This window comes from Halopseudomonas oceani (genome assembly GCF_963677335.1).
Taxonomy (GTDB): Bacteria; Pseudomonadota; Gammaproteobacteria; order Pseudomonadales; family Pseudomonadaceae; genus Halopseudomonas; species Halopseudomonas oceani.
The window spans coordinates 481,480-505,028 of sequence record NZ_OY781932.1 but is presented as its reverse complement, the minus strand read 5'-3'; the positions used below and the strand labels follow the sequence as shown (position 1 = coordinate 505,028).

Below are 23,549 nucleotides of genomic sequence, written 5' to 3'. Positions count from 1 at the left end.
GATCAGTGCTCCTTGGTGTGAACAGAAGGTGTGGCGTAATGGCGGATAGTCGGCAACTGGCGGCGCAGGGCCTTGTCGACCAGTCGCGGTAGCAGGCCGTTGAGGCGTACGAACAGTCGCTCAGGAAAGCCCAGATGAACCTCGCGCAGATCGGCATCCAGCGCCTGAACCAGGCGCTCGGCGACCAGTTCGGGGCTGTCCATGCTGACCTGCAGTTCGGCGTTCATGGCTTCCACTGCGGCGTTGTTCATCTCGGTGCGGGTCGCCCGCGGAGCGATGTAGAGCACGCCCACGTTGGTATCGGCCAGCTCCCGGCGCAGCGCTTCGGAAAAACCGCGCAGGGCAAACTTGGTAGCGCAGTAGACGCTGAAGCCGGGGTAGCCGATGGACCCGAAGGTCGAGCCGATATTGACTACGCAGCTCTGCGGCTGGCTGCGCAGCAGCGGCAGCAGAGCGTGGGTCAGCTGCAGGGTGGCAGTCAGATTGGTCTCGATCAGGTCGTTGATGGCCTGCTCCTGCATGTTCTCGAACAGGCCGAAATGATTGATGCCGGCGGCGTTGATCAGCAGGTTGATGTTGCCCAACTGCTGAGCCTGACGCAGCACGCTGGCGCGGTCGGCCGGGCGGCGCAGGTCTGCCTGCAGGCAACTGACCTGGGACGGGTTGCGTTCGACCAGCGCCTGCAGCGCCTGATCCTGGCGGCCGACGACCAGCACCTGCGCTCCCCGCGCGCAGAGCGCGGCTACGATGGCGCGGCCCATGCCGCCGGTCGCACCGGTCAGCAGCACACGACTAGCTGACAGCTGCATGGCGCACCTCCTCTTCAACCGAGCCGGGCAGGCTGCGGAACATCTCGGCGTAGAGCCGATAGATCACCTTGGCGGTGTGCAGTACCGCGGTGCGGTCGGCGTCGTTGTCGATGCGATTGACCAGTTGCTCGAAGAACTTCATGTGCTCCAGGTCCAGCGAGCCGTGCGAGGTCAGGTAGCTGAACGCCTGCGGCGGCAGTCCGAGACCTTCTTTCAGGCTGCCGGCAGCCTGGGTAGCCAGTGCGATGCTGGTGCCTTCCAGCACGAATACCATGCCCAGCATCGACATCGGATTGAGTCGGTTGATACGGTCGTACATGGTGCTGACCATCAGCTCGGTGGCCAGCGCCGGCGTGCTGTGGCGGACCGCCTCGGCGTCGCCACCGCAGGCGCGGATGTCGTTGAGAATCCACTCCTGATGGCCGATTTCCTCCTCGATGTACTCGGCCATGGCTTCGCGCACCCATTCGTGGTCACTGTCCAGTCGCGAGCCGCAGGCCATCAGCAGTGGCACGGTGTGGCGTACGTGATGGAAGGCCTGGGCGAGAAAGGCGATGTAGCTGTGGCGTTGCACCTCGCCGCGCAGGGCGGCCTGGATCAGCGGCGAACTGAACAGGTATTCGCGCTCACTGGTGGTTTCGGTTTGCAGTTGCTCAAAGAAAGTCATAGCGCAATGTCCTCGGTCAGCAGGCCCAACAGGGCCGGACGATAGTGTTCAATGATCTGCTCACGGCGCAGGCGACCATTGCTGGTCAGCAGGCCGTTGTCTGGGGTGAAGGGTTCGCTGGCGGTCAGCCAGGGGCCGATACGGGCGTAGTCGGGCAGGCGGCTGTTGGCCTGGGCAATCGCCTCTTCTATGTCGGTTACTCGGAAGGCCGGGCTGCGTGGCACGATCAGTGCCACGTTGACCGGCAGGGCTTCGCCGTACACCAGGACCTGGGCAATGGCCGGATGGGCGGCGACCTCGGCCTCGACCCATTCGGGGTTGACGTTGCGGCCGTAGGCGGTGATGAACTGGTTTTTCTTGCGGCCGAGGATGCTCAGGTAGCCATCCTCCAGCCGGCCGATATCACCAGTCGGCCACTCGTCGACGGTCAGCGGCGGCTCGCCCAGATAGCCCAGTGCGCGAGCGCCACGGACCATGATTTCGCCGTCATCGGCAACCCGGATCTGCACGTGCGGCAGGGGCTGACCGACCGTGCCCGGACGGTTGTGGCCGGGGCGGTTGAGACACACGACTGAGGCGCATTCGGACAGGCCATAGCCTTCGAAGACCGGCAGGTCGTGCTTGGCCGCGCGCTCCAGCAGTGACGGTGCAACCCGGCCACCGCCGACGGCAACAAAGCGCAGGCTGCGCGGCAACGGTATACCGGCGTCGGCTGCCTGCAGCAGCCCCTGCAGCAGTTGCGGTACCAGAATCAGGCTGTGTGGCTGGCTCTGGTTCAGCACGTCCAGCAAGCGGGTCGGGTTGATCTGCGCGCCTTGCAGGCCGGTATCGGTCGGTACGCTGATGCTGGCGCCGTTGAGCAAGGCGGTGATGGCGCCCAGGTTGTCCAGCAGCACGGCCAGTGGCAGCAGAATAAGGTGTTGCTGCGGGTCGACCGAAGAACAGGCCTCACGCAAGCTGTCCGCGACCTGCAGCATGGCGCCGGCCGACAGGCAGACGCCCTTCGGTATGCCGGTGGTGCCGGAGGTAAAGGTGATCTTGGCGGTGCCGGCCGGGATGCCTACGCCGATCGGCGCCCGCTGCCAGCCCAGTGACGTGGCGGCAAATCCCAACGGTTGCAGCTCCGCGGCGTCGTCAGCCATGCCCAGCACGGTATCGACACCGGCGCGGGTCAGCAGGTGCTCGCGTTGTTGGCGGGTGAAGAAGGGGGCGATGGGCACGCAGGTCAGGCCGGCTTTGAGCAATGCCAGATCCCACAGCAGCCATTCGCGGCCGTTGGGCAACGCCAGGGCGACGCAGCGGCAGCCGACGGCGCGCAGGTGCTCGGCGCGACGACCGATTTCTGCTGGCAGCTCGGCGTAGCTGATGCTGCCCTGCTCGTCGCTCAGCGCGAGCTTGTTGGGGCGCTCAGCCGCGAAACGGTCGAGGCTGTGCCAGAGGGTTTCAGGCGCAATCATTTGCGATCTCCGGGCCAGTTTGCAGGTAGTCGGGTTGGTAGCGCATACGCTCAAACAGGCCGCGGCGCTCCAGCTGGTTGAAGCCTTCCGGGATATAGCCGGCCATTACCCGCGGTTGGGTGGCGTAGTAGCTGCCCCACTGTAGGCGTGCTTCGCCCAGGCGCAGGGGATCGGCCGGGCCCAGATCAATCGGGCTGAGGGTCAGGCGCTGGAAGCTGTTGAGCAGCATCGGCGTGCCGGTGAATACCACCCAGGTGTATCCGCTGGTCGCCAGGTAGTGGGTCAGTGCGATGATCAGCAGACGACCGGCGCCAGGGGCCAGGGCCGCCAGGTTGCCGACCTCGACCACCTGTTCGCGGTGCACCGGCAGATCGGTGTGCTGACGGATGGCGTCGCACACGGGCTGATCCAGATAGTGCTCAAGAAACAGCGGGCCTTCAGCACCGCCGCGCATGCCGACACCGGCGCGCAGTTCGCCTTGCTGGCACAGGCCCAGCAGTTCCGGCATGAATTGTTGGACGTCGGCACCGTAGGTGGCGGCAAAGCAATCGTGAACAAAGTGCTCCAGCCGTGACCGCAGTCGGCAGTCGGAATGCTGGGGTGCGTGTAGCAAGGTGGCGTCATCGCCCAGGCGGGCGAGCTGCCGAGCCTGTGGAACCGGGGTCTGTGACATGGCATTCCTCCTCATGTTGGGGAGGAGAATGGCGGGCGAATCTTAAGATCGGCTTAAGCGAAGCCCTATTGATCGATGCTTGCTGAATTTTCGTCATTTCCGCGCAGGCGGGAATCCACCGAGACGCCGGGCACAGTGATGGATCCCCGCCTGCGCGGGGATGACGTGGTTTTGGGGCTCGTGCGAGGGGGCTGATCGGGCGAGGTGAGGTATTGGATTCCGTTCGGTCACAGCATGCTGTGACCCTACGATTGACGCAGATCCGGTGCAGCCGGCCCGCGAAATTTCTCCATGTGCGTAGATACCGTCATCCTGATCAGTGTGCAAGCGCTCTGATCGGGTCGAACGGCTGACCTGATTTCAGTACGCCGTAGATGATGTGCAGCAGCTTACGCATGGCCGCGCAGACGGCCAACCGACCAGCTTTACCGCGTTCAGCCAGCCTCACTTTCATCGCTTTGATGACCGGGTTGTAGGTCATCGCCGACAGCGCTGGCATGTATAGCGCTGCGCGCAACCGGCCTGACCCGGTGCGCGAGATGGTCGACTTGCCTCGGTATATCCCAGATTCCTGCAAACGCGGAGTCAGACCACAGAACGCTGCCAGCTGCCTTGCGCTGTCGAATCGCAGGGGGCTGCCCAGCTCTGCCAGCAGCGTGGCGGTGGTGCCATCACTGACACCATCAATGCTCTTCATTAGCCGCTTTTGCTCTCGTAGGTCCGGGTCATTGTCGATGTGGTCGTTGATAGCGGTGTTGATTAAGGCGATCTGGCCGTCCAAGTGCTCCAGATGAATACGGATAGAGGCTTGGGCTGATTCTGCGCTAACGTCCAGACGGTTGCGCTCCATCTGCGCCAACTCCTTCAGGTCGGCAAGCCGACGCACCAGGCCGCGTAGCTGACGGATGCTCTCTGGCTCGGGCTCCCAAGGACGCAGTTCTTCCAGATGGCGCTGTGCGTAGCGGGCGATCAATTTGGCGTCGGTCTTGTCTGTTTTAACCCGGCGCAGCTCGCTTTGCGCATATTTGGCGATGCGTGCAGGGTTGATGACACAGACCTGATAGCCCTGCTGATGCAGATGCGTCGCCAGCGCTTCGTGGTACACGCTCGTTGCCTCCATCAGCACCCAGCAATGTGGCTCAGCATGCTTCTCTAACCATTGGTCAAATTGCTTGAAGCCTTCGGGGGAGTTCGCCAGTTTGGCTTTGGTGCGGTATTTATCGCGCTCCAGCGGCTTGGCGATGTCGAAGGTGTGCTTGGCAATGTCGATTCCGATAACGCAGGTCATGGGGCCTCCGGCTCTGTTGACAGGCGATCGTCACCACACTCTGTTCTACCTTGCGAATACGTGCTCAGGCGCTCAGCGCCGGCACCAGATACCGTTCGAACTGTCTGAGTGTGTTGGCAGGTGACGGCCCATCTACGGACCAAGCTCTTGAGGCTTCAGGGGCACGACGACCTGTCACCTGCCACCCGATGATCAGTCGGGGACCATGGTCACAGGGACCACAGTCAACATACAAGGGGCTCGGCATGCCGTGCCCGTCTGCGTCTGGGAACCCAAGGGTTGAGCTCCTCCCCGCCCCTGCGTATATGCTTACCCCCTGCTCCCCACGCCACCAACCCGAGACCTGTCATGGAACAGACTGCCCTGCTGATCAACACGCCAACCACCCTGGCGCTGACGGTGATTGCGCTGTGGCTGGGCTACTGGATCAATCAGCGAGTGAGTCTGCTGAGTCGCTACAACATTCCGGCGGCGGTCAGCGGCGGGCTGACTGTCAGTGCGTTGGTGGCGGTGATTCAGCTGCTGTCTGATCGCGAGATTTTGTTTGATCTGGAACTGCGCAATCTGTTGCTGATCGCGTTTTTCAGCACCATTGGCCTGTCGTCGCGGCTACGCCAGCTGCTGGCCGGAGGCAGAGCGTTAGCGATCATGCTCGGGCTGGCGGTGGTGTTTCTGCTGTGCCAGAACCTGGTCGGTACGCTGCTGGCGCTGGGACTGGGGGAAAGCCCGCTGTATGGGCTGATTGGCGGCAGTATTTCGCTGGCTGGTGGCCACGGTACCGCGCTCACCTGGGGGCAGTTGTTCGAGGAACACTTCCAGCTGGCTAACGCCAGCACCCTGGGGTTGGCGATGGCGACTGCGGGTTTGATCAGCGGTGGCCTGCTGGGTGGACCGGTATCGGCCTGGCTGATTCGACGTCACCAGTTGGCCAGCCGCGAGGTCGAGAGCGAGATGCCGCAGCTGGAAGCGCACGGCAAGACGACCTACCTGATCGATCTGGATCATCTGCTGACCGCGGTGCTGCTGATCGCGCTGTGTTTTGCGCTGGGTGCCAGTGTTTACGATTGGTTGTCGGGGCTGGGTCTGCGGTTGCCGGCGTTTCTGACTTCCATGTTCCTCGGCATCCTGCTCGCCAACGGGCTGGATATGGCGGGCGTGGAGGTCGATGCCAGACCGATCCAACTGGTCGGCGACCTCAGCCTGCAGCTGTTTCTCGGCATGAGTCTGATCAGCCTGCCGCTGCTGTCATTGCAGGGCGCGTTCGGAGTGATCGGTATCATGCTGCTGATGCAGGCCCTGATGATCACCCTGTTTACCGTATTTCTGGTGTTTCCGCTGCTGGGGCGTAATTACGATGCAGCCTGCATCAGCGCGGGGTTTATCGGCATGGGGCTGGGCGCAACGCCAGTCGGCATCGCCAATATGGATGCCTTGACCAGCCGTTACGGTCCCAGCCCCAAGGCCTATCTGGTGATCCCGCTGCTCGGTGCCTTCTTTATCGACATCGCCAACGCGACGCTGGTGCAGACGTTGCTTGAGTTCAAGCTGTTCAACCCTTGAGCAGGGTGCCTTCGCTGTCGAGTACCTTGAGCTGGATCGGCAGGGCGGCGGCGACGCTTTGCGAGACGGTGCAAAACTGCTCGAACTGGTCGAGGATGCGCTCCAGCCGTTCAAAACTGCTGGCCGGATGGCCGAGATGCAGGGTCACCTCCACGCTGACTACGCGCATCCGGTTCTGCTCGTTGCGGCCGATCAGGCCAGCCGCCTCGGTACGGATGCCATCGTTCGGCTGGCGGAATTTGGCCAGGGCGAAGATCAGGCTGTCGCTCAGGCAGTTGGCCAGCGCGGTAACCAGCAGCTGAGCCGGGCTGGGGCCTTCGTTGTTGCCCAGTGGTGCCGGCTCGTCGGTGATCAGCGGTGGCGTGCCGTTGCTGAAGCGGGCTTCAAAGCGATAGCCCTGCTGCTGTTCAAGGGTGACTTCTACGCGATCCTCACTCATTGCTGGCTCCATTTTCGTTAGCTTGCTTGCAAACAATCTATTTTTTTATATATTGTTAGTCAATAGAATGTTCCAAGAGATCGTACTGCTGTCATGAACAATCAATCCGATATCCAGCGCCTGCGCAATTCTGCCGATCAGGCCCATCAACTGCTCAAGGCGCTTGCCAATCGTGACCGGTTACTGCTGCTTTGTCAGCTGGTTGATGGCGAGCGCAATGTCAGCGAGTTGGAGACGTTGCTGGGCATCGTCCAGCCGACCCTCTCGCAGCAACTGGCGGTATTGCGTCGTGAGGGGCTGGTCGACACCCGTCGTGAAGGCAAGCAGGTCTACTACCGGGTGGCCAGCCGCGAAGCATTAGCCATTCTCCATACCCTTTACGGCCTGTTCTGTGCCGAGGAGACCCCTGATGAGCATTGATTGGGCCGCCTTTACCCCGTGGTCAGCGTTGCTGGGCGGGGCGCTGATTGGCGCGGCAGCGGCGTTGCTGATGCTGTTCAACGGCCGCATTGCCGGCATCAGCGGGCTGGTTGGACGGCTGTTGACGCCCCAGGCGGGTAATGGCGAGGCGCTGCTGTTTGTGCTTGGTCTGCTATTGGCACCCTGGCTGTACATGGCGCTGGCTGGTGAGATTAACGTGCAGGTCGAGGCCGGCCCCGTTGCCCTTATCGTCGCTGGGTTGCTGGTCGGCTTCGGCGCACGGCTGGGCTCGGGGTGCACCAGCGGCCACGGTGTCTGCGGCCTGTCCCGGCTGTCGCCGCGCTCGCTGGTCGCTACCCTGAGTTTCATGGGCGCGGGTTTTATTACTGTGTTCGTTCTCCGTCACCTGCTGGGAGTCTGAATCATGCGTGGACTGATTGCGTTGGCCAGCGGCCTGCTGTTCGGTTTCGGCCTGCTGATCTCGGGCATGGCCAACCCGGCCAAAGTGCTTGGCTTTCTTGATCTGGCGGGTGCCTGGGACCCGTCGCTGGCGCTGGTCATGGCGGGCGCGATTGGTGTTGCCTTCCTGCCCATGCAGTGGGTTCAGCGCCGTGGTACGACCCTACGGGGCGAGCAGGCGCAGCTGCCGACCAGCAGGACGATCGATCGCCGCCTGGTCATCGGCAGCCTGCTGTTTGGCGCTGGCTGGGGCGTGGCCGGTTTCTGCCCGGGGCCGGGGCTGGTTGCGGCCTCCGCATTGATTCCGCAGGCGCTGTTGTTTGTTGCCGCGATGCTGCTGGGCATGTGGCTATTTGCCCAATATGACCGCCGGGTGAAGGCGTGAGTCAGGATCTGCGCCTGCAACCGCCGGGCAGCAATGCGCTGTTCGGCTGGATGCGCCACTACCGACGTGCCTGGCTGGCGGGTGATCTGACAGCCGGGCTGGTGGTTGGCATCATGATCATCCCGCAGAGCATGGCCTACGCGATGCTGGCCGGATTACCGGTGCAGATCGGCCTGTATGCCAGCATTTTGCCGCTGATTGGTTATGCGCTGCTGGGCAGCAGTATGACGCTGTCGGTCGGCCCTGTGGCGGTCACCGGGTTGATGACCGCCACCCTGCTCGCCCCGCTGGCCACTGCCGGCTCGGCCGATTACCTGCAGTTGGCAATCTGGCTGGCGCTGCTGTCTGGGGGCATGCTGTTGGCATTCGGGTTATTGCGGTTGGGTTTTCTGGCCAACTTTCTTAGTCATCCGGTGATCAGCGGTTTTATTAGCGGTGCGGCGATTCTGATCGTGCTCAGCCAGCTGCCGAAGATGCTTGGCCTGGCAGCCTGGCCGGACGACCCGCTGACCCTGTCGAGCAGCTGGGACAACAGCAATTCGCTGGTGTTCGCCATGGGCCTGACAGCACTGTGCTGGCTGATCTATGCGCGCAGCAGGCTGGCTGCGCACCTCGGTGCGCTGGGCCTGTCTGCGACCGTGGCCGGCCTGTTGGCCCGGCTGGCGCCGATTCTGGTGGTGGTGCTTGGTGTGGTACTCACCCTGCTGGCTGATTTGCCGAGTCATGGTGTGCCGGTGGTGGGTGAGATTCCGGCCGGGCTGCCGGCACTAGTATGGCAAACACCCGACCTGTCGGCGCTACGCTCGTTGCTGCTGCCGGCAGCGCTGATCAGTCTGGTCAGCTTTGTTGAAAGCGTCTCGATTGCCCAGTCGCTGGCACGGAGAAAACGCCAGAGCATCGACCCGGATCGCGAGCTGCTGGGGCTTGGCGCTGCCAATATTGGCGCCGGCTTGAGTGGCGGCTTTGCGGTGTGCGGCGGCTTTTCGCGTTCCAGTGTGAACATCGAGGCTGGTGCCAACACACCGCTGGCCGGAGTGATATCCGCGCTGGTAATTGGTCTGATTCTGATCAGCATCGCGCCGCTGTTTGCCTGGTTACCGCAGGTGGTGCTGGCGGTGGTAATTCTGGTTGCAGTGGTGCCGCTGATCGATCTGGCCAGTCTGCGCCGCGCCTGGCGCTACGACCGGGCGGAAGGCCTGACCCTGCTCAGCACCGCCGCTGGTGTGCTGGTGCTGGGCATTGAGGCGGGTATCGTGCTGGGCGTTTGCTTCGCCATTGTTGCCCAGCTCTGGCGCGGCAGTCGCCCGCATGTGGCGGTGGTCGGCCGGGTGCCGGATACCCACTACTTTCGCAATACCAAGCGCCATTTGGTCGAAACCGAACCGCATCTGCTGGCGCTGCGGATCGACGAGAACATCTTCTTTGCCAACACCAAGGCGGTCGAGCAGGCCATCTCGCAGGCGCTGGCCGAGTACCCGGACACCAGAGAAGTGTTACTGATTCTGTCGGCGGTCAATCACATCGACAGCACCGGGCTGGACATGCTCAGCGAGCTGACCGAGGGCCTGCGCGAGCGTGATATCCGGCTGCACCTCGCAGAGGTCAAGGGGCCGGTGATGGACCAACTGCAGCATACCGACTGGATCCGACAGCAGATCGCCCAGGTTTTCCCCAGCACCGATATCGCCTTTAACACCCTGGGCAAGGTCAGAGACCACGCCCCAGAGCACTCAGGAGAGTAGCCATGAAAGCCAATGTAGGTACTATTGATCGTGTTCTTCGCATCCTTGTGGGTGTATTGCTGATTGCCCTGACCCTGACCGGCACAATCGGACTTTGGGGTTGGATCGGTGTGGTGCCGCTGGCAACCGGAGCGTTCCGCTTCTGCCCGCTGTATCCGCTGCTGGGGATCAACACCTGCGGGAAGTGAGCCCCCAGAACAACCAAAAAAGGAGTTTGTATGAAATCCGTGATGACTACCCTGCTGGGCTCTGCCCTGCTCGCTACCAGCCTCTCTGCTGCCGCGATGGACCCGGAAAAGCAGATTGAAACCCGTCAGGCCGGTTTTACCTATATGGCCTGGAACATGGGCAAGATCAAGGCCCAGGTAATCGACGGCAGTGTTGAATACAACCAGCAACAGGTCGAGGCTGCGGCCAACACCATTGCTGCGATTGCCAACTCGGGTATCGGCGCGTTGTTCGGTCCGGGCACCGAGCAGGATATCGGCGATGTGCATACCCGTGTCGATCCGGCATTGTTTGAGAACATGCAGGACGTTGCCCAGCTGGCCGGCAATATGGGTACCGCTGCCAATACCCTGGCCGCCAAGGCGGCGACCGGTGACCAGTCGGAAATCCGTATGGCCTTTGCCGAGGTAGGCAAGACCTGCAAAGCCTGCCACGACAAGTATCGGCTGGATTGATGCGCTATGCGTGACGACAAAACCCCGCCATCTGGCGGGGTTTTGTTTTATAGGCGCAACTGGTAGCGCCGGTTGAGAAGGCCTACCAGGCCGGCACGGCGGGCGCGGGCGGCGGCGCGGGAATCCAGGCACCGGAGGCAAACCAGATAGCGGCCGCAGCGATGACCAGCGCGATCACCAGTGCAATCCAGCCGCCGCCCTTCATCTCTTCAACCTGATTGGCCGGCACCTCTGCCTTGCCGTGAATCATCGGCCCAAGCAGGTTCTTGCCGCGCAGCCGATACAGCACGATAGCGAGGATATGCAGCCCCAGCAGGGCGTAGATCAGTTCTTCGGTAGAACGGTGCCAGCCGCTGAGCAGGCTGCCAGTGTCGCTCGAAACCAGCCGGCTGAGCGGGCCATAGAAGGCTACATCGTCGTTGCTGAACAGGCCGGTCACTGCCTGAAACGCCATCAGCCCGAGCAGGGCAAATACCGACAGCGCCCCGATTGGGTTGTGCCCCAGCGCCTGCCAACGGCCGCTCAGATAGGCCTTGAGACGGGCCGGAGTAGGGAAAAAGCTGGCAAAGCGCGAGTGGGTCGAGCCACAGACGCCCCAGACCAGGCGGAAGGCCAGCAGGCCGATCACGGCGATACCAAAGCGCTCGTGCCATTCAATCCAGTTGCCACCGAGACTGATGGTCACCAGCGCGCCGGTGACGGTCAGTGCCAGCAGCCAGTGAAACAGACGCAGGGGAAGATCCCAGACCAGGGTTTTCATCAGGGCAGACTCGTGGTTGTCGGACAGAGGCTGCAAGGCTACCCCTCTGCAGCCAGGGCTCGCAAGCGTCTGGGCGGAGGGGTGCGTTGATATGTCGCTCAGGGCTGCATGTTACGACCCAGCTTGTCGCGCAGCAGCTCCGGGTTGTTGCCGGCGGCCTTGTCCAGCTCGGCCAGTTCTTCGGGGATGTACCAGTGCAACTGGTCCGAGTGGTAGCTGTTCCACACCGCCTTGGCCACTTCAATCGCCTCAATCAGCCGGAATGGCCCCTTGTCCGGCGCTGCCGCCATCATCTCCTCGCTGGGCATCCCGGTCTTGATCAGCCCCGGCAGCGCGTCGGCGCAGCGGATGTCGTAGCGGCGAAACTCGTTGGACAGCGCCTCGGTCAGGCCTTTGACTGCGTGCTTGCTGGCCGAGTACACCGCGATCAGCGGCATGCCCATGGTGGCCGAGGATGACGAGGTGTTGAAGCACAGCGCATTCGGTGTCGCCTTGAGCAGCGGCAGCGCGCTGTGGGTGCCGTTGAGTACACCGATGACGTTGACGTTGATGATCTTCAGCTGATCCTCAAAGGGCAGCTCATCGAAGAAGCCGCGCATGACGATGCCGGCATTGTTGAACAGAATGTCCATGCGCCCGTCGGTGGCTTCGGCAAACGTTGCCACGGCGGCATCAAACTGGCCCTTGTCACTGACATCCAGCGTCTGGATTACGCAGTTGTCGGCGCCCAGCTCCGCCTGCAGTGCCTGCAGACCGTCCAGATTCAGGTCGAAGGCACCGATAAACCAGCCCTTTTCGCGAAACAGACGCGCGGTTTCGCGGCCCATACCTGATGCCGCGCCGGTGATGAAAATCGACTGCCGCCCTGCTGCCAGTGTCATACGCCCATCCTCTTGTTGGTGTTGTAGGTCAGCTGACGGTAGCACCGCGGGCCGGCCTTGGGAGCCAATCGGCAGTGCGGCTGATTGAGCAGCAATCAGAGGGGTGATGAAGCGCCACCGGGCGGGGCGCTGGCGTGTTTTGTGGGACGGGTCAGACGCGTTCTTCCTCGCGCAGGGTGAGCACCTCGTAACCGTCCGCGGTCACCGCGATAGTGTGCTCCCACTGGGCGGACAGCTGCTGATCGCAGGTCACCACGGTCCAGCCGTCCTTTAGCGTCTTGGTTCGTGCCGTGCCCTGATTGATCATCGGCTCGATGGTGAAGGTCATGCCCTCGCGCAGTACCAGGCCTTTGCCCTGGCGACCGAAATGCAGAACCTCAGGCGCTTCATGCATCTCGCGGCCGATGCCGTGCCCGCAGTACTCGCGCACCACCGTGTAGCCACTGCCCTCGGCATGACGCTGAATGGCGTGGCCGACATCGCCCAGGGTGGCGCCGGGTTTGACCACTTTGATGCCCTCCCACATGGCGTCGTAGGTCTTGGCGACCAGCCGCTTTGCCGCTGCCGACACCTCGCCAATCAGGTACATCTTGCTGGAATCGGCGATAAACCCGCCCCTCTCCAGGGTAATGTCGATATTGACGATGTCGCCATCAGCCAGCACCTGCTTGTCCGACGGCACACCGTGGCAGACGACATGGTTGACCGAGCTGTTGAGTACGTACTTGAAACCGTACTGGCCCTTGCTGGCCGGGCGCGCACCGAGCTGGTCGACAATGTAGCGCTCGGCCAGATCGTTGATCGCCATGGTCGACATGCCAGCCTTGATCTGCCCATCGAGGTAGGCAAACACCGCCGCCAGCAGCCTGCCCGACTCGCGCATCAGCGCCATCTCCTGCGGCGTTTTCAGCCTGATCTCAGGCATCGGAAAGCGTCCTCATCTCGACCTCGGCATGCCGCAGCTGCGCGCGCATGATGTCGGTAAACGACATACCAGGGTTGGCCTCGGCCAGCATGCCGATCTTCATCCAGTACTCCGCCTGCGCGTTGATCGAGCGAACCATGACCGAGCTGGCCTTGCGGACCTCCTCGTGCAGCTCATCGTTGATCTTGACGATACCCATACCTGAACCTGGCTATATGAAAAGAGGGCAAATCGTATATGAAGCATATATGGTATGCAATGCGCAGCCGGCTACCGCAGACGTGTCGTCGAAACAATTGCTCACCAAATAGACGCTTTCCCGGCATTAGTGATATTGCCGTGACCGGCAGCATCTAGGCTTGCTGCAGCAGCAAGGGCCCCGCGCACTGGTGGGGGGGTTGTGTCTGGGCATTCGCGTGGTCGCTCCGCTACGCGGCGGGTTTGGCCTTGGCCGCTCCAATGCGACCGATGAGCCGATTAGGCTCCTTATTTGGCTCATACGGTGAGCCGAACAGCTGCTATATTGGGCTCATGAGATCGTGAGGGCGCGTAATGAGTGGCGTGGAATGGATATGGCAACAGCCGGACTGGCCTGCCTTTACCTGGCGTGTGGACGTTCTGTCTGCGTCGCTGCGCGCCTGTGCGCAGGCGCAGGGCAAGCTACTGGGCATGGCGGGAGCGATAGACCCGGGCGATGAGTTGCGTGGGCAGCTGGATACCCTGCTGCAGAACATCATTACCTCTTCGGCCATCGAGGGTGAAACGCTTAACGTGGCCTCGGTGCGCTCGTCGCTCGCTAGGCGCCTTGGCCTGCCGCCGGACGGGAAATCCAACGCCCGTAGCGAAGGGGTGGCCGAGTTGCTGCTTGATGCCACGTGCAATGTCGATCAGCCCTTGACCCTGGGCCGTCTGTTCGACTGGCACCAGCAGTTGTTTCCGGACGACGCTTTGCCGCTGCACGGTGCCATACATGTCGGCGGGTTGCGCGGTGACGAGCCAATGCAGGTGGTGTCTGGCCGTCTGGACCGACCCAGAGTGCATTTTGAAGCGCCGCCCCGTGCAGGCCTGGAGGCGCAGCTGGAGCGGTTTCTTCAGTGGTTCGCTGTCAGTCGCACAGACCATACGCTTGACCCGCTGCTGCGCGCCGGCATCGCCCACTTCTGGTTCGTCACCCTGCACCCCTTTGATGACGGGAATGGCCGCCTGACGCGTGCCATTACCGACCTGGCGTTGGCACAGGCAGATGGTCAGGCCATTCGCTTATATGCCATGTCGGCCAGTATTCTCGATGACCGCTCGGGGTATTACCGAGTGCTCGAAGCCAGCCAAAAAGGCGAGCTGGATATCACGGTTTGGCTGCAGTGGTTTCTGGCGACTCTGCTGGACAGTCAGCAACAGGCAATCGCTCGTATTGAGCGGTTGCTGATCAAAGCGCGGTTCTGGCAACGGCACCGTGATGTCGTGTTTTCGTCTGAGCAGACCAAGGTGCTTAACCGTTTGCTTGACGGAGGTGAGCGTGGTTTTGCCGACGGTATCAGTGCCAGCCAGTATCAGGCGGTTGCCAAGGTGTCCAAAGCCACCGCTACCCGCCATTTGACTGATCTGCTGGAAAAGGGCTGCATCGAAAAGCTGCCGGGTGGCGGGCGCAGTACCCGGTACAGGTTGAGCGCCGTCCCGTAGGGCGGAGTAAGCGCAGCGTCTCCGCGGCTTTTGCGTGTGTGTGGGCGGCACCTATGTTCGCTGGCCCTGTGCATGGCTGGTGGAGACGCCGTTGGCTTACTCCACCCTACCGTGCCGCGTCGGCTCGTCAGAGCACCGCCTTGCCCAGCAACAACACCCCCGTCACCACCAGCAGGCTATACACCACCTGCCGAAAGCGCTGTTCGTTCAGGCGGTGATGGAGGATTTCGCCGAGCACCACGCCGATTACCAGCAGCGGCAGGTAGCTGGCGATGCGTGGCAGGTTGGGCAGGAGGCTGCCGTCGAGCAGAAACAGCACGGTCATGCTGCTGTTGAGGGTGAACCAGACGCTGATCAGGGTGGCGCGCAGCTGGCTTTTGTCCAGTCGGGTACCGGCCAGTGCATAGACCAGCAGCGGGCCGCCGGAGGCGAACAGGCCGTGGGTCAGGCCGGCGCCGAGGGTCAGGCTGCGGCTCAGCCAGCTAGGGTGCGGCGGGCTGATATGACCACGGAACATGCGCAGCAGCTCACGACCGGCAAACCACAGCACCAGCACACCGAACAGCGCCTTGAGCAGCTCACCGCTGAGCCACGGTCGCAGGCCGTAGCCCAGCAGCATGCCGATCAGCATCAGCGGCAAGATCAGCTTGAGCAGCGTTGGCCAGTGGATGTGCTGGCGGTTGCGCCAGGCCAGATAGCCGCTCATGCAGATATTGAGCGGCACCAGTACCGGCAGCATGGCCGGAATCGGCAACAGCAATGCGCCGAGCGACAGGGCAATAACGATACTGCCGAAGCCGGTGATGGCTTCGATGGTGTAGGCCAGCAGGATAAACAGCCCGAGCCAGAGCCAGGGATTGAGCAGCAGGGTGTCGAGGGACATGGTGTCTTCTTGTTGTCGCGGGTGTGTAAGGAATCCGGAGAGCGTCCGCGTCATCATGCGTTGGCGCGGAGCCGGATTCTGCGTCCCGCCGGTTGGTGATCAGCCCAGTTCGCCGGCAAAACGCTTGCGTACCTGGCGCAGATACAGCGCCGGGGCAAAACGCCAGAGCAGGCTGCCGAAGCGGGAAACCGGCTCGGGCAGCAGCCAACGGTGCCGTTTTACCAGTGCTTCGTCAATCAGACCGACCATCCATTCCGGGGTGCGCATGCCGCCGACCATGGAGCGCGCGTGGCTGGCGGGCTTGCCGTCCTTGCCGAGGGCGTTGTGCTCGATCGGGGTGTCGAGGAAGCTCGGGTACACCATCAGTACATGGATGTTGTCGCGCTCCAGTTCCAGCCGCAGCACCTCGAAGAACTGGGTCAGTGCACCTTTGGCCGCGCAGTAGGCGGCGCGGCCCGGCACCGGCATCCAGCCGGCCATCGAACCGATGCAGAGAATCTCGCCGGCGCTGGCGCGCAGCAGCGGCAGCGCGGCCATGGTCAGCTCGACCGGGCCCTGCCAATCCACCGCCATCACCTTGCGGAACACCGCCGGATCGGTCTGATGCGCTGGTGAGCGGTGGGTGATGCCGGCGTTGTTGACCAGCCTATCGAGGCGACCGAAGTGGTCGCTGGTGGCCTTGATCAGCCGCTGGATATCGTTGGCGCTGGTGATGTCGGCGGTGACGGTGAGCACCCGTTTGGGGGCGTTCAGTTCCTCTTCGCGCTGCTTGAGCAGCGCTTCGTTGACGTCGGCCATGACCAGGCTGTGGCCGGCGTCGAACCAGCGCTTGGCCATCGCCCAGCCGAGGCCGGAAGCAGCGCCGGTGATCAGAATGACTTTCATGGGGGGCTCCCTTTGGTCGCAGCGGCAAGCTTCAAGCTGTAAGCCCCAAGCTGGCCGCTGCATCCTTCGCATTTGGGGTTGGCGCCTCACTGCCGGGCGCGCTGAGTGGTTTTCGCTTGTCGCTTGCAGCTATTACTGCCGCAGGCCGCGCTGCTCGATGAAATACTCGAACGTCTCCGCCGAGGTCTTTTGCAGCTGATAGCCAAACTCCTCCTTCAGCCGCCGGTTGCTTAGCACCGGGCGATAGCGCAGGAAGTTGATCTGCTCCGGGCCGGTGGGTTTGCCGAGCCATTTGGCAACCTGCAGGGCACTTTTAAGCAGCCAGGGAGAAACCGTCAGCAGCGGCTTGTTCAGTCGCTGGGCGATCTCGCGCATGGTCAGGGCGCCGTCGCCGGCCATGTTGAAGATGCCTTGGCGGTCACCACGAATACCCATTTCCACTGCGGCCAGCACGTCCTGATCCCAGATGAACACGAACGGCGAGTCGCTGCCCTTGATGGCCAGCACCCGCTTGGCTTCGAACAGGTTGGTGATCTGGTTGCGGGTCTCGCTGCCGAGCACGGTGCCCGGCCGGAAGATCAGCTGGCGCAGTCGTGGATGCTGGTGACGATAGAGCGCCAGCGTCTCCTCGATCTGCCGTTTGTGATCGGAGTAGGCGAACTCACGGTTGCCGCGGATGTCATCTTGCTCGTCAATCCAGCTTGGATTGTCGGCGTAGTAGCCGTAGGCCGCGCCGGAACTGGTGACGGTCAGATGCTGCACCCCAGCCTCCACGCAGGCTTTGAGCACGTTGCGGGTGCCGTTGACGTCGATGTCGAAGTCGCGGTCACGGTCTTTCGAGGCCTGCAGGATGGACGCCAGATGCACCACGTGGGTGATCTGTTCGCGCTTGAGCAGATCGACCAGACCGGCGTCGCGGATGTCCATGACCTGAATCGGAAAATCCAGATCGTCACGGCCGCGAATGTCGGTGCCGATAACGAAGAAGTCCTTGGCCAGACGGTTGCCCAGCTGGTGACCGATATAGCCGGCGGCGCCGGTGATCAGAATGCGTTTGCTCATGGTTACAGGCTCTGCGTTACGCCGCGGCGCGCGGCGTCTTGTTGTTCTTGTTTTTCCCGTTGCTCGACGCGGCGGCTCTGGTGCGCCCACAGCTGCGACAGGGTCAGCCCGGAGACCAGATGCCAGACGCCCCAGAAGGCGGTGATCAGCATCATGCCGCCAGCGTCGGGGAAGAAGGTGAAGAGAATCACCAACCCCAGACCGGAGTTCTGGATACCCACTTCCATGGTCACGGCGCGGCGATCGGCCAGCGGCAGGCGCAGCAGCCGCGCCATGCCGTAACCCAGGCTCAGCGCCAGCAGGTTGTGGGCAACCACCAGCCAGAAGAAGCTGTGGAAGCGCGCGATAAACAGGTCGAAGTTGTTGGTAAAGGCGATGGCGACAAAGCCGAGGAACACCAGCAGGGAGATCACCCGCAGCGGTTTTTCACTGCGCGTTACCAGCGCCGGCCAGCGCTTGCCGCTGAACATGCCGAGCAGCAGCGGCAGGGCCAGCACCAGCAGCACGATGACCAGAATGCCCGCCGGATCGAGGCTGATCTGGGTCAGATACTCACGGGTGTGCGGGTTGAGCCAGCCGTAGAAGGCAAAGTTGAGCGGCGTCAGCACCGTCGCCGCCAGACTGGAAACCGCCGTCATGCTGACGGAAACGGCGACATTGCCGCGGCCCAGCCAGGTCATGACGTTGGAGAAGCTGCCGCCTGGGCAGGAGGCGACCAGAATCATCCCCAGCGCCAGTTCCGGGTCGATGTTCAGCAGCCAGGTGAACAGGCAGGTGGCGGCCGGCAGCAGCAAAAACTGCGCAATCAGTCCAGCCACTGGCGCGACCGGCGCCTTGATGATGCGCTTGAAGTCATCCAGCGTCAGGCTCAGCGATACACCGAACATCATCGCCGCCATGATCAGGTTGAGAGTGATCAGGCTGGCCGGGTCGAATTGGATCGGCAGCGCGCCGCTCATGTCGCCGGCACCGGCTGCGGTGCGGCCTGCTCAAGACCGGCCTCCAGCTCGGCAATGTGCTGGTTCAGGGCCTGCAGGTATGCGTCCTTGTTGACGTAGTAGGCCATGCGCGCGAGCTTGATGTAGTCGTAACCGCCATCCAGATTGGTGCTGGCCTGCTGCCGCTTGGTGGCGGCAAAGCTGGCTGCCTGGGCACTGCCCTGACGGTGCTGGTGAATATACAGCGCGGTCAGCCGGGCCTGCAGGTTGCGGCCTTCCCAGCCGAGACCGGCGGCCTCGATCATGCCCATCATGAACAGGTTGTCGTACTCGGGGTGGAACACGTTCAGGTAGAGCTGTGGCGCATCCAGCGTGGCCGGCCAGTTCAGGTGCTCGCGCCCGATGAAGGGGTAATCCAGCTGATACCCGGTAGCCAGCAGAATCAGGTCGTATTCGGCGCTCTCGCCGTCAACAAAATCGACCCGGTTGCCGTCCATGCTGCGAATGTCGCGGCGGGCGTGGATGTCGCCATGCCCCAGGTGATGCAGGATCAGCGAGTTGACCACCGGGTGCGACTCGTACATGCGGTAGTCCGGATCGGGCAGCCCGTAGTCCGAGGGCTTGCCCATGATGAAGCGGATCAGGGCAGCGTCGATTTTCTGTTTCACTGGGCGTGGCAGCTTGAACTTGCGGCCGGCGCTGAGGGTATCGGTTGGCTTGCCCTTGATGAACTTGGGCAGGAAGTAATAGCCACGGCGCAGGCTCATATCAACTGATTTGGCGTGGTGTACCGCATCGACCGCGATGTCGGCGCCGGAGTTGCCGCAGCCGACGATCAGCACCCGCTTGCCCTTGAACACCTCGGCGCTGCGGTACTCGGCCGAGTGCATGATCTGGCCGTCGAAGCGGCCCGGCAGGGTCGGCCGGTTGGGCGTGTGCAGGGTGCCGTTGGCGATCAGCAGGCCCTCAAAGCGGCGGCTTTGCTGTTCGCCGTCGCGCTCGGTGACGATGGTCCAGTACATACCGTCGCGGGTCACGCTCAGCACCCGGGTGTTGAATTCGTAATGACGGTACAGATCAAAGTGCTTGGCGTAGGCCTGGAAGTAGCGCTTCATCTCGTTGTGATGCGGGTACAGCGCGACGCTGTCTTCCATCGGGAATTCGGCGAACTCGGTCATCCGCTTGGAAGAGATTAGGTGCGCGCTGTCGTACATGGTGCTGTGCGGGTTGTCGATGTCCCACAGCCCGCCAACATCGCTGTGCAGCTCAAGGCCGATGAAGGGAATGTCCAGCTTCTGCAGGTTGCGGGCAGTGGCCAGACCCATAGGGCCGGCGCCGATGACAGCGTACATGGGGATACCTCAACTTGTTCTTGTCGTTGTTATGAGCCCTGCCCGTCACCTGTTACATCCGGGCGGTGGCAGGGTTATGATCACGAGTCTAGCCAAACGCCCTGCGGCGGTATCGGACAAAACGGGACAGGAATCCGGCAATTCAAGCCATGTCGAGCGTCGATCACAGCGTTACTCCCCTCTATGCCCAGGCGCTGCTGCAGTCGGCCCAGCGGCAGGGGATTGCGCTGCCCGCCGAGCTGGTTGCGCGGCTGCAGGGCAACGAGCGTATCCCGCTGGCGGTGCAGGATGAGCTGTGGGAGTGCTACTGCGAACTGGCTGCTGATCCGCTGGCCGGTTTGCGTCTGGGGCTGGACATTCAGGTTGGCCATCTGGACAGTGCAGGGATGTTGCTGGTGACCTGTGAGACCCTCGGCGAAGCGCTCGCCGAGCAGGTCGAATATGCGCCGCTGATTGGTGCCGGTGGTGAGTTTCAGCTGCTGCGCGACGGCGAGGAAATGGCCATCGACTACCTGCCGCAGCTCAAGGTGCGGCAGGCCGAACGGGTCGAGGCGGTGCTGGCCGGCCAACTGAATCTGACCCGCTGGGCGACCGGTGGCCGATTCACCCCGAGCGGCATCTGGCTGGCCCACGCCCCGCTGGCGCCGCTGGCGGACTACCGCGCCCTGATCGACGTGCCCCTGTACTTCGAGGCCGGTTTCAACCGCATCACCTTCCCTGCCGATCAGCTTGAGCTGCCACAGATTCAGGCCAACAGCGCGCTGCGTGATCACCTGCGCCAGCTCGCCGACCAGACCCTCGCCAGCCTCGGTCAGCACAGCCTTGCCGCCGAGGTACAGGCGCAGGTGCGCAGCCAGCCGCGCTGGGGCAAGGAGCGGATTGCCGAACAACTCGGGCTGAGCGGTCGCCACCTCAACCGCAAGCTCGCTGAGGAAGGCCTTTCGTTCAAGACGCTGCGCGAATCGGTACTGCAGGAAATGGCCTGCCAGGCATTGCAGCAGGGGCGCCTGAGCGTCGCGCAGATTGCCGAGCAGTTGGGCTTCTCCGACGAGAACGCCTTTGTCCGTGCCTTCCGCCGCTGGCAGGGTGAGACGCCGGCGCGCTACAAGGCGGGGCGTTAGCGCAGCGACATACCCGGCTTGATCGCTCTGGCGGGTGGTTGTGGCTGGCGTCTTGCTGGCTTGCCTTTAATTTCTGCTGGCGTATGGTAGGGCTCTCATCCTTGTTCTGACCTTCTGACTGGAGCCGTGCGCGTGTCCTTCGCTGTCAGCGCCCAAGCTGTTGCCTTCCTGATCTGAGCCGGGGCGGTTCGTCCGCACCCGGCTGCCGGTACCTGTTCCCTTCCCTTTTGCTGGAGACTGCAGACATGACGTCTGTTGCTGTTGGCGCCTATCCGCGCCTGCGTGCGCTGCTGCGTCAGCGTGGCGCCTGGTATCTGACTGGCCCGCAGGAGCTGGCCACCGTAATTGGTCGGCTGGAGCGGCTTGAGCGCGAGCCCTGCGCCGAACTGGCGCGCCCGGGCAGCCGCCTGTTGCTGCTGGACCTGCACAGTCAGAGTCTGTTCAACCTGCGTCTTGCCGAGCGCAGCCGAGGCGCCGATGAGGTGTCGATTTTTTCCCCGCTTGGTGCGCGCCTGCTGGGAGCGCGGGTCGGTGAGCAGGTGAAGCTGGACGGCTATGGCAGTGGCTGGCGCCTGCTGCTGGTGCAGGTTCAGCCGGGCTGATGCTGACCTCGGTTTTCTGCGCAGGTGCTCTACGGTCAGCCGGATGGCTCCGGCTGACACTGCCGGGCGTGCTATTTGCCGCCAGATGACGCGAACTGACAAGCGGCCGGCCGGCGCAGCGACCATGATGTGAGCAACGATAATGACATGAGTGTGCCTGCGCCCTGATGCGCGAACGGGAGTATGCATGCCTCCCTTTCCGCAGCGCAGATCGCTCTGGTCGTTGATCGTTTTTCCTGTCTGCTGCCCGCCCGTGTGATGGCGCGACGGGCAAGGTGCGTTATCCGAACAGACTCTGACAAGAAGAAAAGGGAGCACTCACATGCAACATCCACGTCCGTTGAGGCACTGGGCCCGCGCTGCGCTCTGCGCAGTGACGCTCGGCGCCGCCTCCATGGCCACCGCCGCCGACAAGCCGAACATCCTGATCATCATGGGGGATGACATCGGCATCACTAACATCAGCAGTTACAGCCACGGCCTGATGGGGTATCAGACCCCGAACATTGACCGGCTGGCCAACGAAGGCATGATGTTCACCGACTACTACGGCGAGCAGAGCTGCACCGCCGGCCGCTCGGCCTTTATTACCGGTCAGCATCCGGTACGCACCGGCCTGACCAAGGTCGGTGTACCGGGCGCGCCGGTCGGCATTCAGCCGGAAGATCCGACCCTGGCCGAGCTGCTCAAACCGCTCGGTTACGCGACTGGCCAGTTCGGCAAGAACCACTTGGGTGATCGCAACGAGTTCCTGCCGACCGAGCACGGCTTTGACGAGTTCTTCGGCAACCTCTATCACCTGAATGCCGAGGAAGGTCCGGAAGATCCGGACTGGACCACTGATCCGACAATCGACAAGCTGTTGCGCCCGCGCGGTGTGATTCGCAGCAGCGCCGACGGCAAGGTTGAAGACCTCGGTCCGCTGACCCGCGAGCGGATGGAGACCATTGACCGTGAATTCCTGCAAGCTTCGATGGACTTTATCGATCGCTCGGTGAAGGCCGACAAGCCGTTCTTTGTCTGGTTCAACTCCACCCGCATGCACTACTACACCCACCTGTCACCGGACTCCGCCGGTTTGTCTGGACAGGATTTCTACAACGACGGCATGGTCGAGCATGACGGACAGGTTGGCGAACTGCTCAAGCAGCTTGACGATCTGGGCATCGCCGACAACACCATCGTGCTCTACACCACCGACAATGGGGTGCACTATAACCAGTGGCCGGACGCCGGTATTACGCCGTTCCGTGGCGAGAAAAATACCAACTGGGAAGGCGGTTTCCGCGTTCCTGCGGTGGTTCGCTGGCCTGGGCATATCGCCGAGGACGTGGTCTCCAACCACATCATGTCGCACCAGGACTGGGTTCCGACGCTGATGGCTGCGGCTGGTGTGCCGGACGTCAAGGAACAGCTGCTGACCGGCTACCGGGCTGGCGCCAAGCAGTTCAAGGTGCACCTGGACGGTTTCAACTTCCTGCCGTATCTGCAGGGTGAAAGCGAAACCTCGCCGCGCAACCAGTTCTACTACTTCAGCGATGATGGCAAGTTCCTCGCCATCCGTGATGGTGACTGGAAGGTGGTGTTCCAGGAGCAGCGGTCGCGTCGTTTCGACGTCTGGCGCGACCCTTTCGTCGAATTGCGTATTCCCAAGGTGTTCAACCTGCGGCGTGACCCGTTTGAGCGCGCTGATACCGATTCCAACAGCTACAACGTCTGGTGGGACAAGAAAGTCGCCGTGGTAGGTGGGCCGGCGATGATTCGTGTGCAGCAGTTCCTGAGCACCTTCCAGGAATTCCCTCCGCGTCAACGTCCGGCCAGTTTCACCATTGATCAGATGATGGAGAAGTTCATGAACATGCAGCAGCAGTAAAGGCT

The 23,549-nt window shown here is 62.5% G+C and carries 26 protein-coding genes; 11 read left to right on the top strand and 15 right to left on the bottom strand.

Annotated elements, in window-relative coordinates; all coding sequences use genetic code 11:
• Nucleotides 1-2 precede the first annotated feature (2 nt).
• The 5 genes from ACKPCU_RS02275 to ACKPCU_RS02255 all read right to left on the bottom strand — a co-directional run bounded on the left by ACKPCU_RS02275 (nucleotide 3) and on the right by ACKPCU_RS02255 (nucleotide 4,894).
• Entirely contained in the window at nucleotides 3-809 is an 807-nt protein-coding gene (locus ACKPCU_RS02275) for an SDR family oxidoreductase (RefSeq protein WP_104736759.1), read from the bottom strand.
• Nucleotides 793-1,476 (bottom strand): TenA family transcriptional regulator, encoded by a 684-nt coding sequence (locus ACKPCU_RS02270; RefSeq protein ID WP_104736760.1) that lies wholly within the window; start codon nucleotides 1,474-1,476, stop codon nucleotides 793-795. Before ACKPCU_RS02270 ends, ACKPCU_RS02275 begins: the two co-directional genes overlap by 17 nt.
• The gene (locus ACKPCU_RS02265; RefSeq protein ID WP_321349565.1) at nucleotides 1,473-2,933 is read right to left on the bottom strand and encodes an AMP-binding protein; all 1,461 of its coding nucleotides are present in this window, start codon (nucleotides 2,931-2,933) and stop codon (nucleotides 1,473-1,475) included. The genes ACKPCU_RS02270 and ACKPCU_RS02265 overlap by 4 nt, the downstream gene beginning before the upstream one ends.
• Complete coding sequence (locus tag ACKPCU_RS02260; protein ID WP_321349563.1) at nucleotides 2,920-3,606, bottom strand: thermostable hemolysin; 687 nt, start codon at nucleotides 3,604-3,606, stop codon at nucleotides 2,920-2,922. The genes ACKPCU_RS02265 and ACKPCU_RS02260 overlap by 14 nt, the downstream gene beginning before the upstream one ends.
• Nucleotides 3,607-3,922: 316 nt before the next feature.
• Nucleotides 3,923-4,894, bottom strand: a complete 972-nt coding sequence (locus ACKPCU_RS02255) for an IS110 family RNA-guided transposase (RefSeq protein ID WP_321349561.1) — start codon at nucleotides 4,892-4,894, stop codon at nucleotides 3,923-3,925.
• 348 nt (nucleotides 4,895-5,242) lie between these two features.
• On the opposite strand from ACKPCU_RS02255, the gene gltS reads away from it, so the two are divergent.
• Nucleotides 5,243-6,454 (top strand): sodium/glutamate symporter, encoded by a 1,212-nt coding sequence (gene gltS / locus ACKPCU_RS02250; protein WP_321349558.1) that lies wholly within the window; start codon nucleotides 5,243-5,245, stop codon nucleotides 6,452-6,454.
• On the opposite strand, the gene ACKPCU_RS02245 is transcribed toward gltS, so the two are convergent.
• The gene (locus tag ACKPCU_RS02245) at nucleotides 6,444-6,893 is read right to left on the bottom strand and encodes an OsmC family protein (RefSeq protein ID WP_104736764.1); all 450 of its coding nucleotides are present in this window, start codon (nucleotides 6,891-6,893) and stop codon (nucleotides 6,444-6,446) included. The genes gltS and ACKPCU_RS02245 overlap by 11 nt on opposite strands.
• 93 nt (nucleotides 6,894-6,986) lie before the next feature.
• On the opposite strand from ACKPCU_RS02245, the gene ACKPCU_RS02240 reads away from it, so the two are divergent.
• Genes ACKPCU_RS02240 through ACKPCU_RS02215 form a run of 6 tightly spaced genes read left to right on the top strand, consistent with a single transcriptional unit; the run spans nucleotide 6,987 to nucleotide 10,582 of the window.
• A complete protein-coding gene (locus ACKPCU_RS02240; protein WP_104736765.1) occupies nucleotides 6,987-7,313 on the top strand; it encodes an ArsR/SmtB family transcription factor in 327 nt (108 codons plus the stop codon).
• The gene (locus ACKPCU_RS02235; RefSeq protein WP_104736766.1) at nucleotides 7,303-7,734 is read left to right on the top strand and encodes a YeeE/YedE family protein; all 432 of its coding nucleotides are present in this window, start codon (nucleotides 7,303-7,305) and stop codon (nucleotides 7,732-7,734) included. The genes ACKPCU_RS02240 and ACKPCU_RS02235 overlap by 11 nt, the downstream gene beginning before the upstream one ends.
• A gap of 3 nt (nucleotides 7,735-7,737) precedes the next feature.
• Nucleotides 7,738-8,157, top strand: a complete 420-nt coding sequence (locus ACKPCU_RS02230; RefSeq protein ID WP_104736767.1) for a DUF6691 family protein — start codon at nucleotides 7,738-7,740, stop codon at nucleotides 8,155-8,157.
• Complete coding sequence (locus tag ACKPCU_RS02225) at nucleotides 8,154-9,899, top strand: SulP family inorganic anion transporter (protein WP_321349553.1); 1,746 nt, start codon at nucleotides 8,154-8,156, stop codon at nucleotides 9,897-9,899. Before ACKPCU_RS02230 ends, ACKPCU_RS02225 begins: the two co-directional genes overlap by 4 nt.
• Before the next feature lie 2 nt (nucleotides 9,900-9,901).
• Nucleotides 9,902-10,087, top strand: a complete 186-nt coding sequence (locus ACKPCU_RS02220; RefSeq protein WP_104736768.1) for a YgaP family membrane protein — start codon at nucleotides 9,902-9,904, stop codon at nucleotides 10,085-10,087.
• A 30-nt stretch (nucleotides 10,088-10,117) separates the two neighbouring features.
• On the top strand, nucleotides 10,118-10,582 hold the full coding sequence (locus ACKPCU_RS02215) for a c-type cytochrome (protein ID WP_104736769.1): 465 nt from the start codon (nucleotides 10,118-10,120) through the stop codon (nucleotides 10,580-10,582).
• Nucleotides 10,583-10,664: 82 nt separating this feature from the next.
• Here ACKPCU_RS02215 and ACKPCU_RS02210 read toward each other — a convergent pair whose 3' ends face one another.
• From ACKPCU_RS02210 to ACKPCU_RS02195, 4 genes are all read right to left on the bottom strand, one after another.
• Nucleotides 10,665-11,378 (bottom strand): cytochrome b/b6 domain-containing protein, encoded by a 714-nt coding sequence (locus tag ACKPCU_RS02210; RefSeq protein WP_321349551.1) that lies wholly within the window; start codon nucleotides 11,376-11,378, stop codon nucleotides 10,665-10,667.
• A 62-nt stretch (nucleotides 11,379-11,440) separates the two neighbouring features.
• Nucleotides 11,441-12,223 carry an SDR family oxidoreductase gene (locus ACKPCU_RS02205; protein ID WP_321349549.1) on the bottom strand — a complete coding sequence of 261 codons (783 nt, stop codon included), beginning with the start codon at nucleotides 12,221-12,223 and terminating at the stop codon, nucleotides 11,441-11,443.
• A gap of 151 nt (nucleotides 12,224-12,374) precedes the next feature.
• Nucleotides 12,375-13,148, bottom strand: a complete 774-nt coding sequence (gene map / locus ACKPCU_RS02200; RefSeq protein WP_321349546.1) for a type I methionyl aminopeptidase — start codon at nucleotides 13,146-13,148, stop codon at nucleotides 12,375-12,377.
• A complete protein-coding gene (locus ACKPCU_RS02195) occupies nucleotides 13,141-13,347 on the bottom strand; it encodes a ParD-like family protein (protein ID WP_321349544.1) in 207 nt (68 codons plus the stop codon). The genes map and ACKPCU_RS02195 overlap by 8 nt, the downstream gene beginning before the upstream one ends.
• A 353-nt stretch (nucleotides 13,348-13,700) precedes the next feature.
• Between ACKPCU_RS02195 and ACKPCU_RS02190 the strand changes: the two genes are divergently transcribed.
• Nucleotides 13,701-14,828: a Fic family protein gene (locus tag ACKPCU_RS02190; protein ID WP_321349542.1), complete on the top strand. Its 1,128-nt coding sequence runs from the start codon at nucleotides 13,701-13,703 to the stop codon at nucleotides 14,826-14,828.
• A 127-nt stretch (nucleotides 14,829-14,955) separates the two neighbouring features.
• Here ACKPCU_RS02190 and ACKPCU_RS02185 read toward each other — a convergent pair whose 3' ends face one another.
• The 5 genes from ACKPCU_RS02185 to ACKPCU_RS02165 all read right to left on the bottom strand — a co-directional run bounded on the left by ACKPCU_RS02185 (nucleotide 14,956) and on the right by ACKPCU_RS02165 (nucleotide 19,948).
• Nucleotides 14,956-15,711, bottom strand: a complete 756-nt coding sequence (locus ACKPCU_RS02185) for a sulfite exporter TauE/SafE family protein (RefSeq protein ID WP_321349540.1) — start codon at nucleotides 15,709-15,711, stop codon at nucleotides 14,956-14,958.
• Nucleotides 15,712-15,810: 99 nt separating this feature from the next.
• A complete protein-coding gene (locus ACKPCU_RS02180) occupies nucleotides 15,811-16,596 on the bottom strand; it encodes an SDR family oxidoreductase (protein ID WP_321349538.1) in 786 nt (261 codons plus the stop codon).
• Nucleotides 16,597-16,728: 132 nt separating this feature from the next.
• Nucleotides 16,729-17,658, bottom strand: a complete 930-nt coding sequence (locus tag ACKPCU_RS02175) for an SDR family oxidoreductase (protein WP_321349534.1) — start codon at nucleotides 17,656-17,658, stop codon at nucleotides 16,729-16,731.
• A gap of 2 nt (nucleotides 17,659-17,660) precedes the next feature.
• Entirely contained in the window at nucleotides 17,661-18,617 is a 957-nt protein-coding gene (locus ACKPCU_RS02170; protein WP_321349532.1) for a bile acid:sodium symporter family protein, read from the bottom strand.
• Complete coding sequence (locus tag ACKPCU_RS02165) at nucleotides 18,614-19,948, bottom strand: flavin-containing monooxygenase (RefSeq protein WP_321349529.1); 1,335 nt, start codon at nucleotides 19,946-19,948, stop codon at nucleotides 18,614-18,616. The genes ACKPCU_RS02170 and ACKPCU_RS02165 overlap by 4 nt, the downstream gene beginning before the upstream one ends.
• A 149-nt stretch (nucleotides 19,949-20,097) precedes the next feature.
• Here ACKPCU_RS02165 and ACKPCU_RS02160 point away from each other — a divergent pair, with 149 nt between their 5' ends.
• From ACKPCU_RS02160 to ACKPCU_RS02150, 3 genes are all read left to right on the top strand, one after another.
• On the top strand, nucleotides 20,098-21,069 hold the full coding sequence (locus ACKPCU_RS02160; protein WP_321349527.1) for an AraC family transcriptional regulator: 972 nt from the start codon (nucleotides 20,098-20,100) through the stop codon (nucleotides 21,067-21,069).
• Between the two features lie 245 nt (nucleotides 21,070-21,314).
• Entirely contained in the window at nucleotides 21,315-21,671 is a 357-nt protein-coding gene (locus ACKPCU_RS02155; RefSeq protein ID WP_104736781.1) for a hypothetical protein, read from the top strand.
• 322 nt (nucleotides 21,672-21,993) lie between these two features.
• Entirely contained in the window at nucleotides 21,994-23,544 is a 1,551-nt protein-coding gene (locus tag ACKPCU_RS02150; RefSeq protein WP_407651789.1) for an arylsulfatase, read from the top strand.
• Nucleotides 23,545-23,549: the final 5 nt, after the last annotated feature.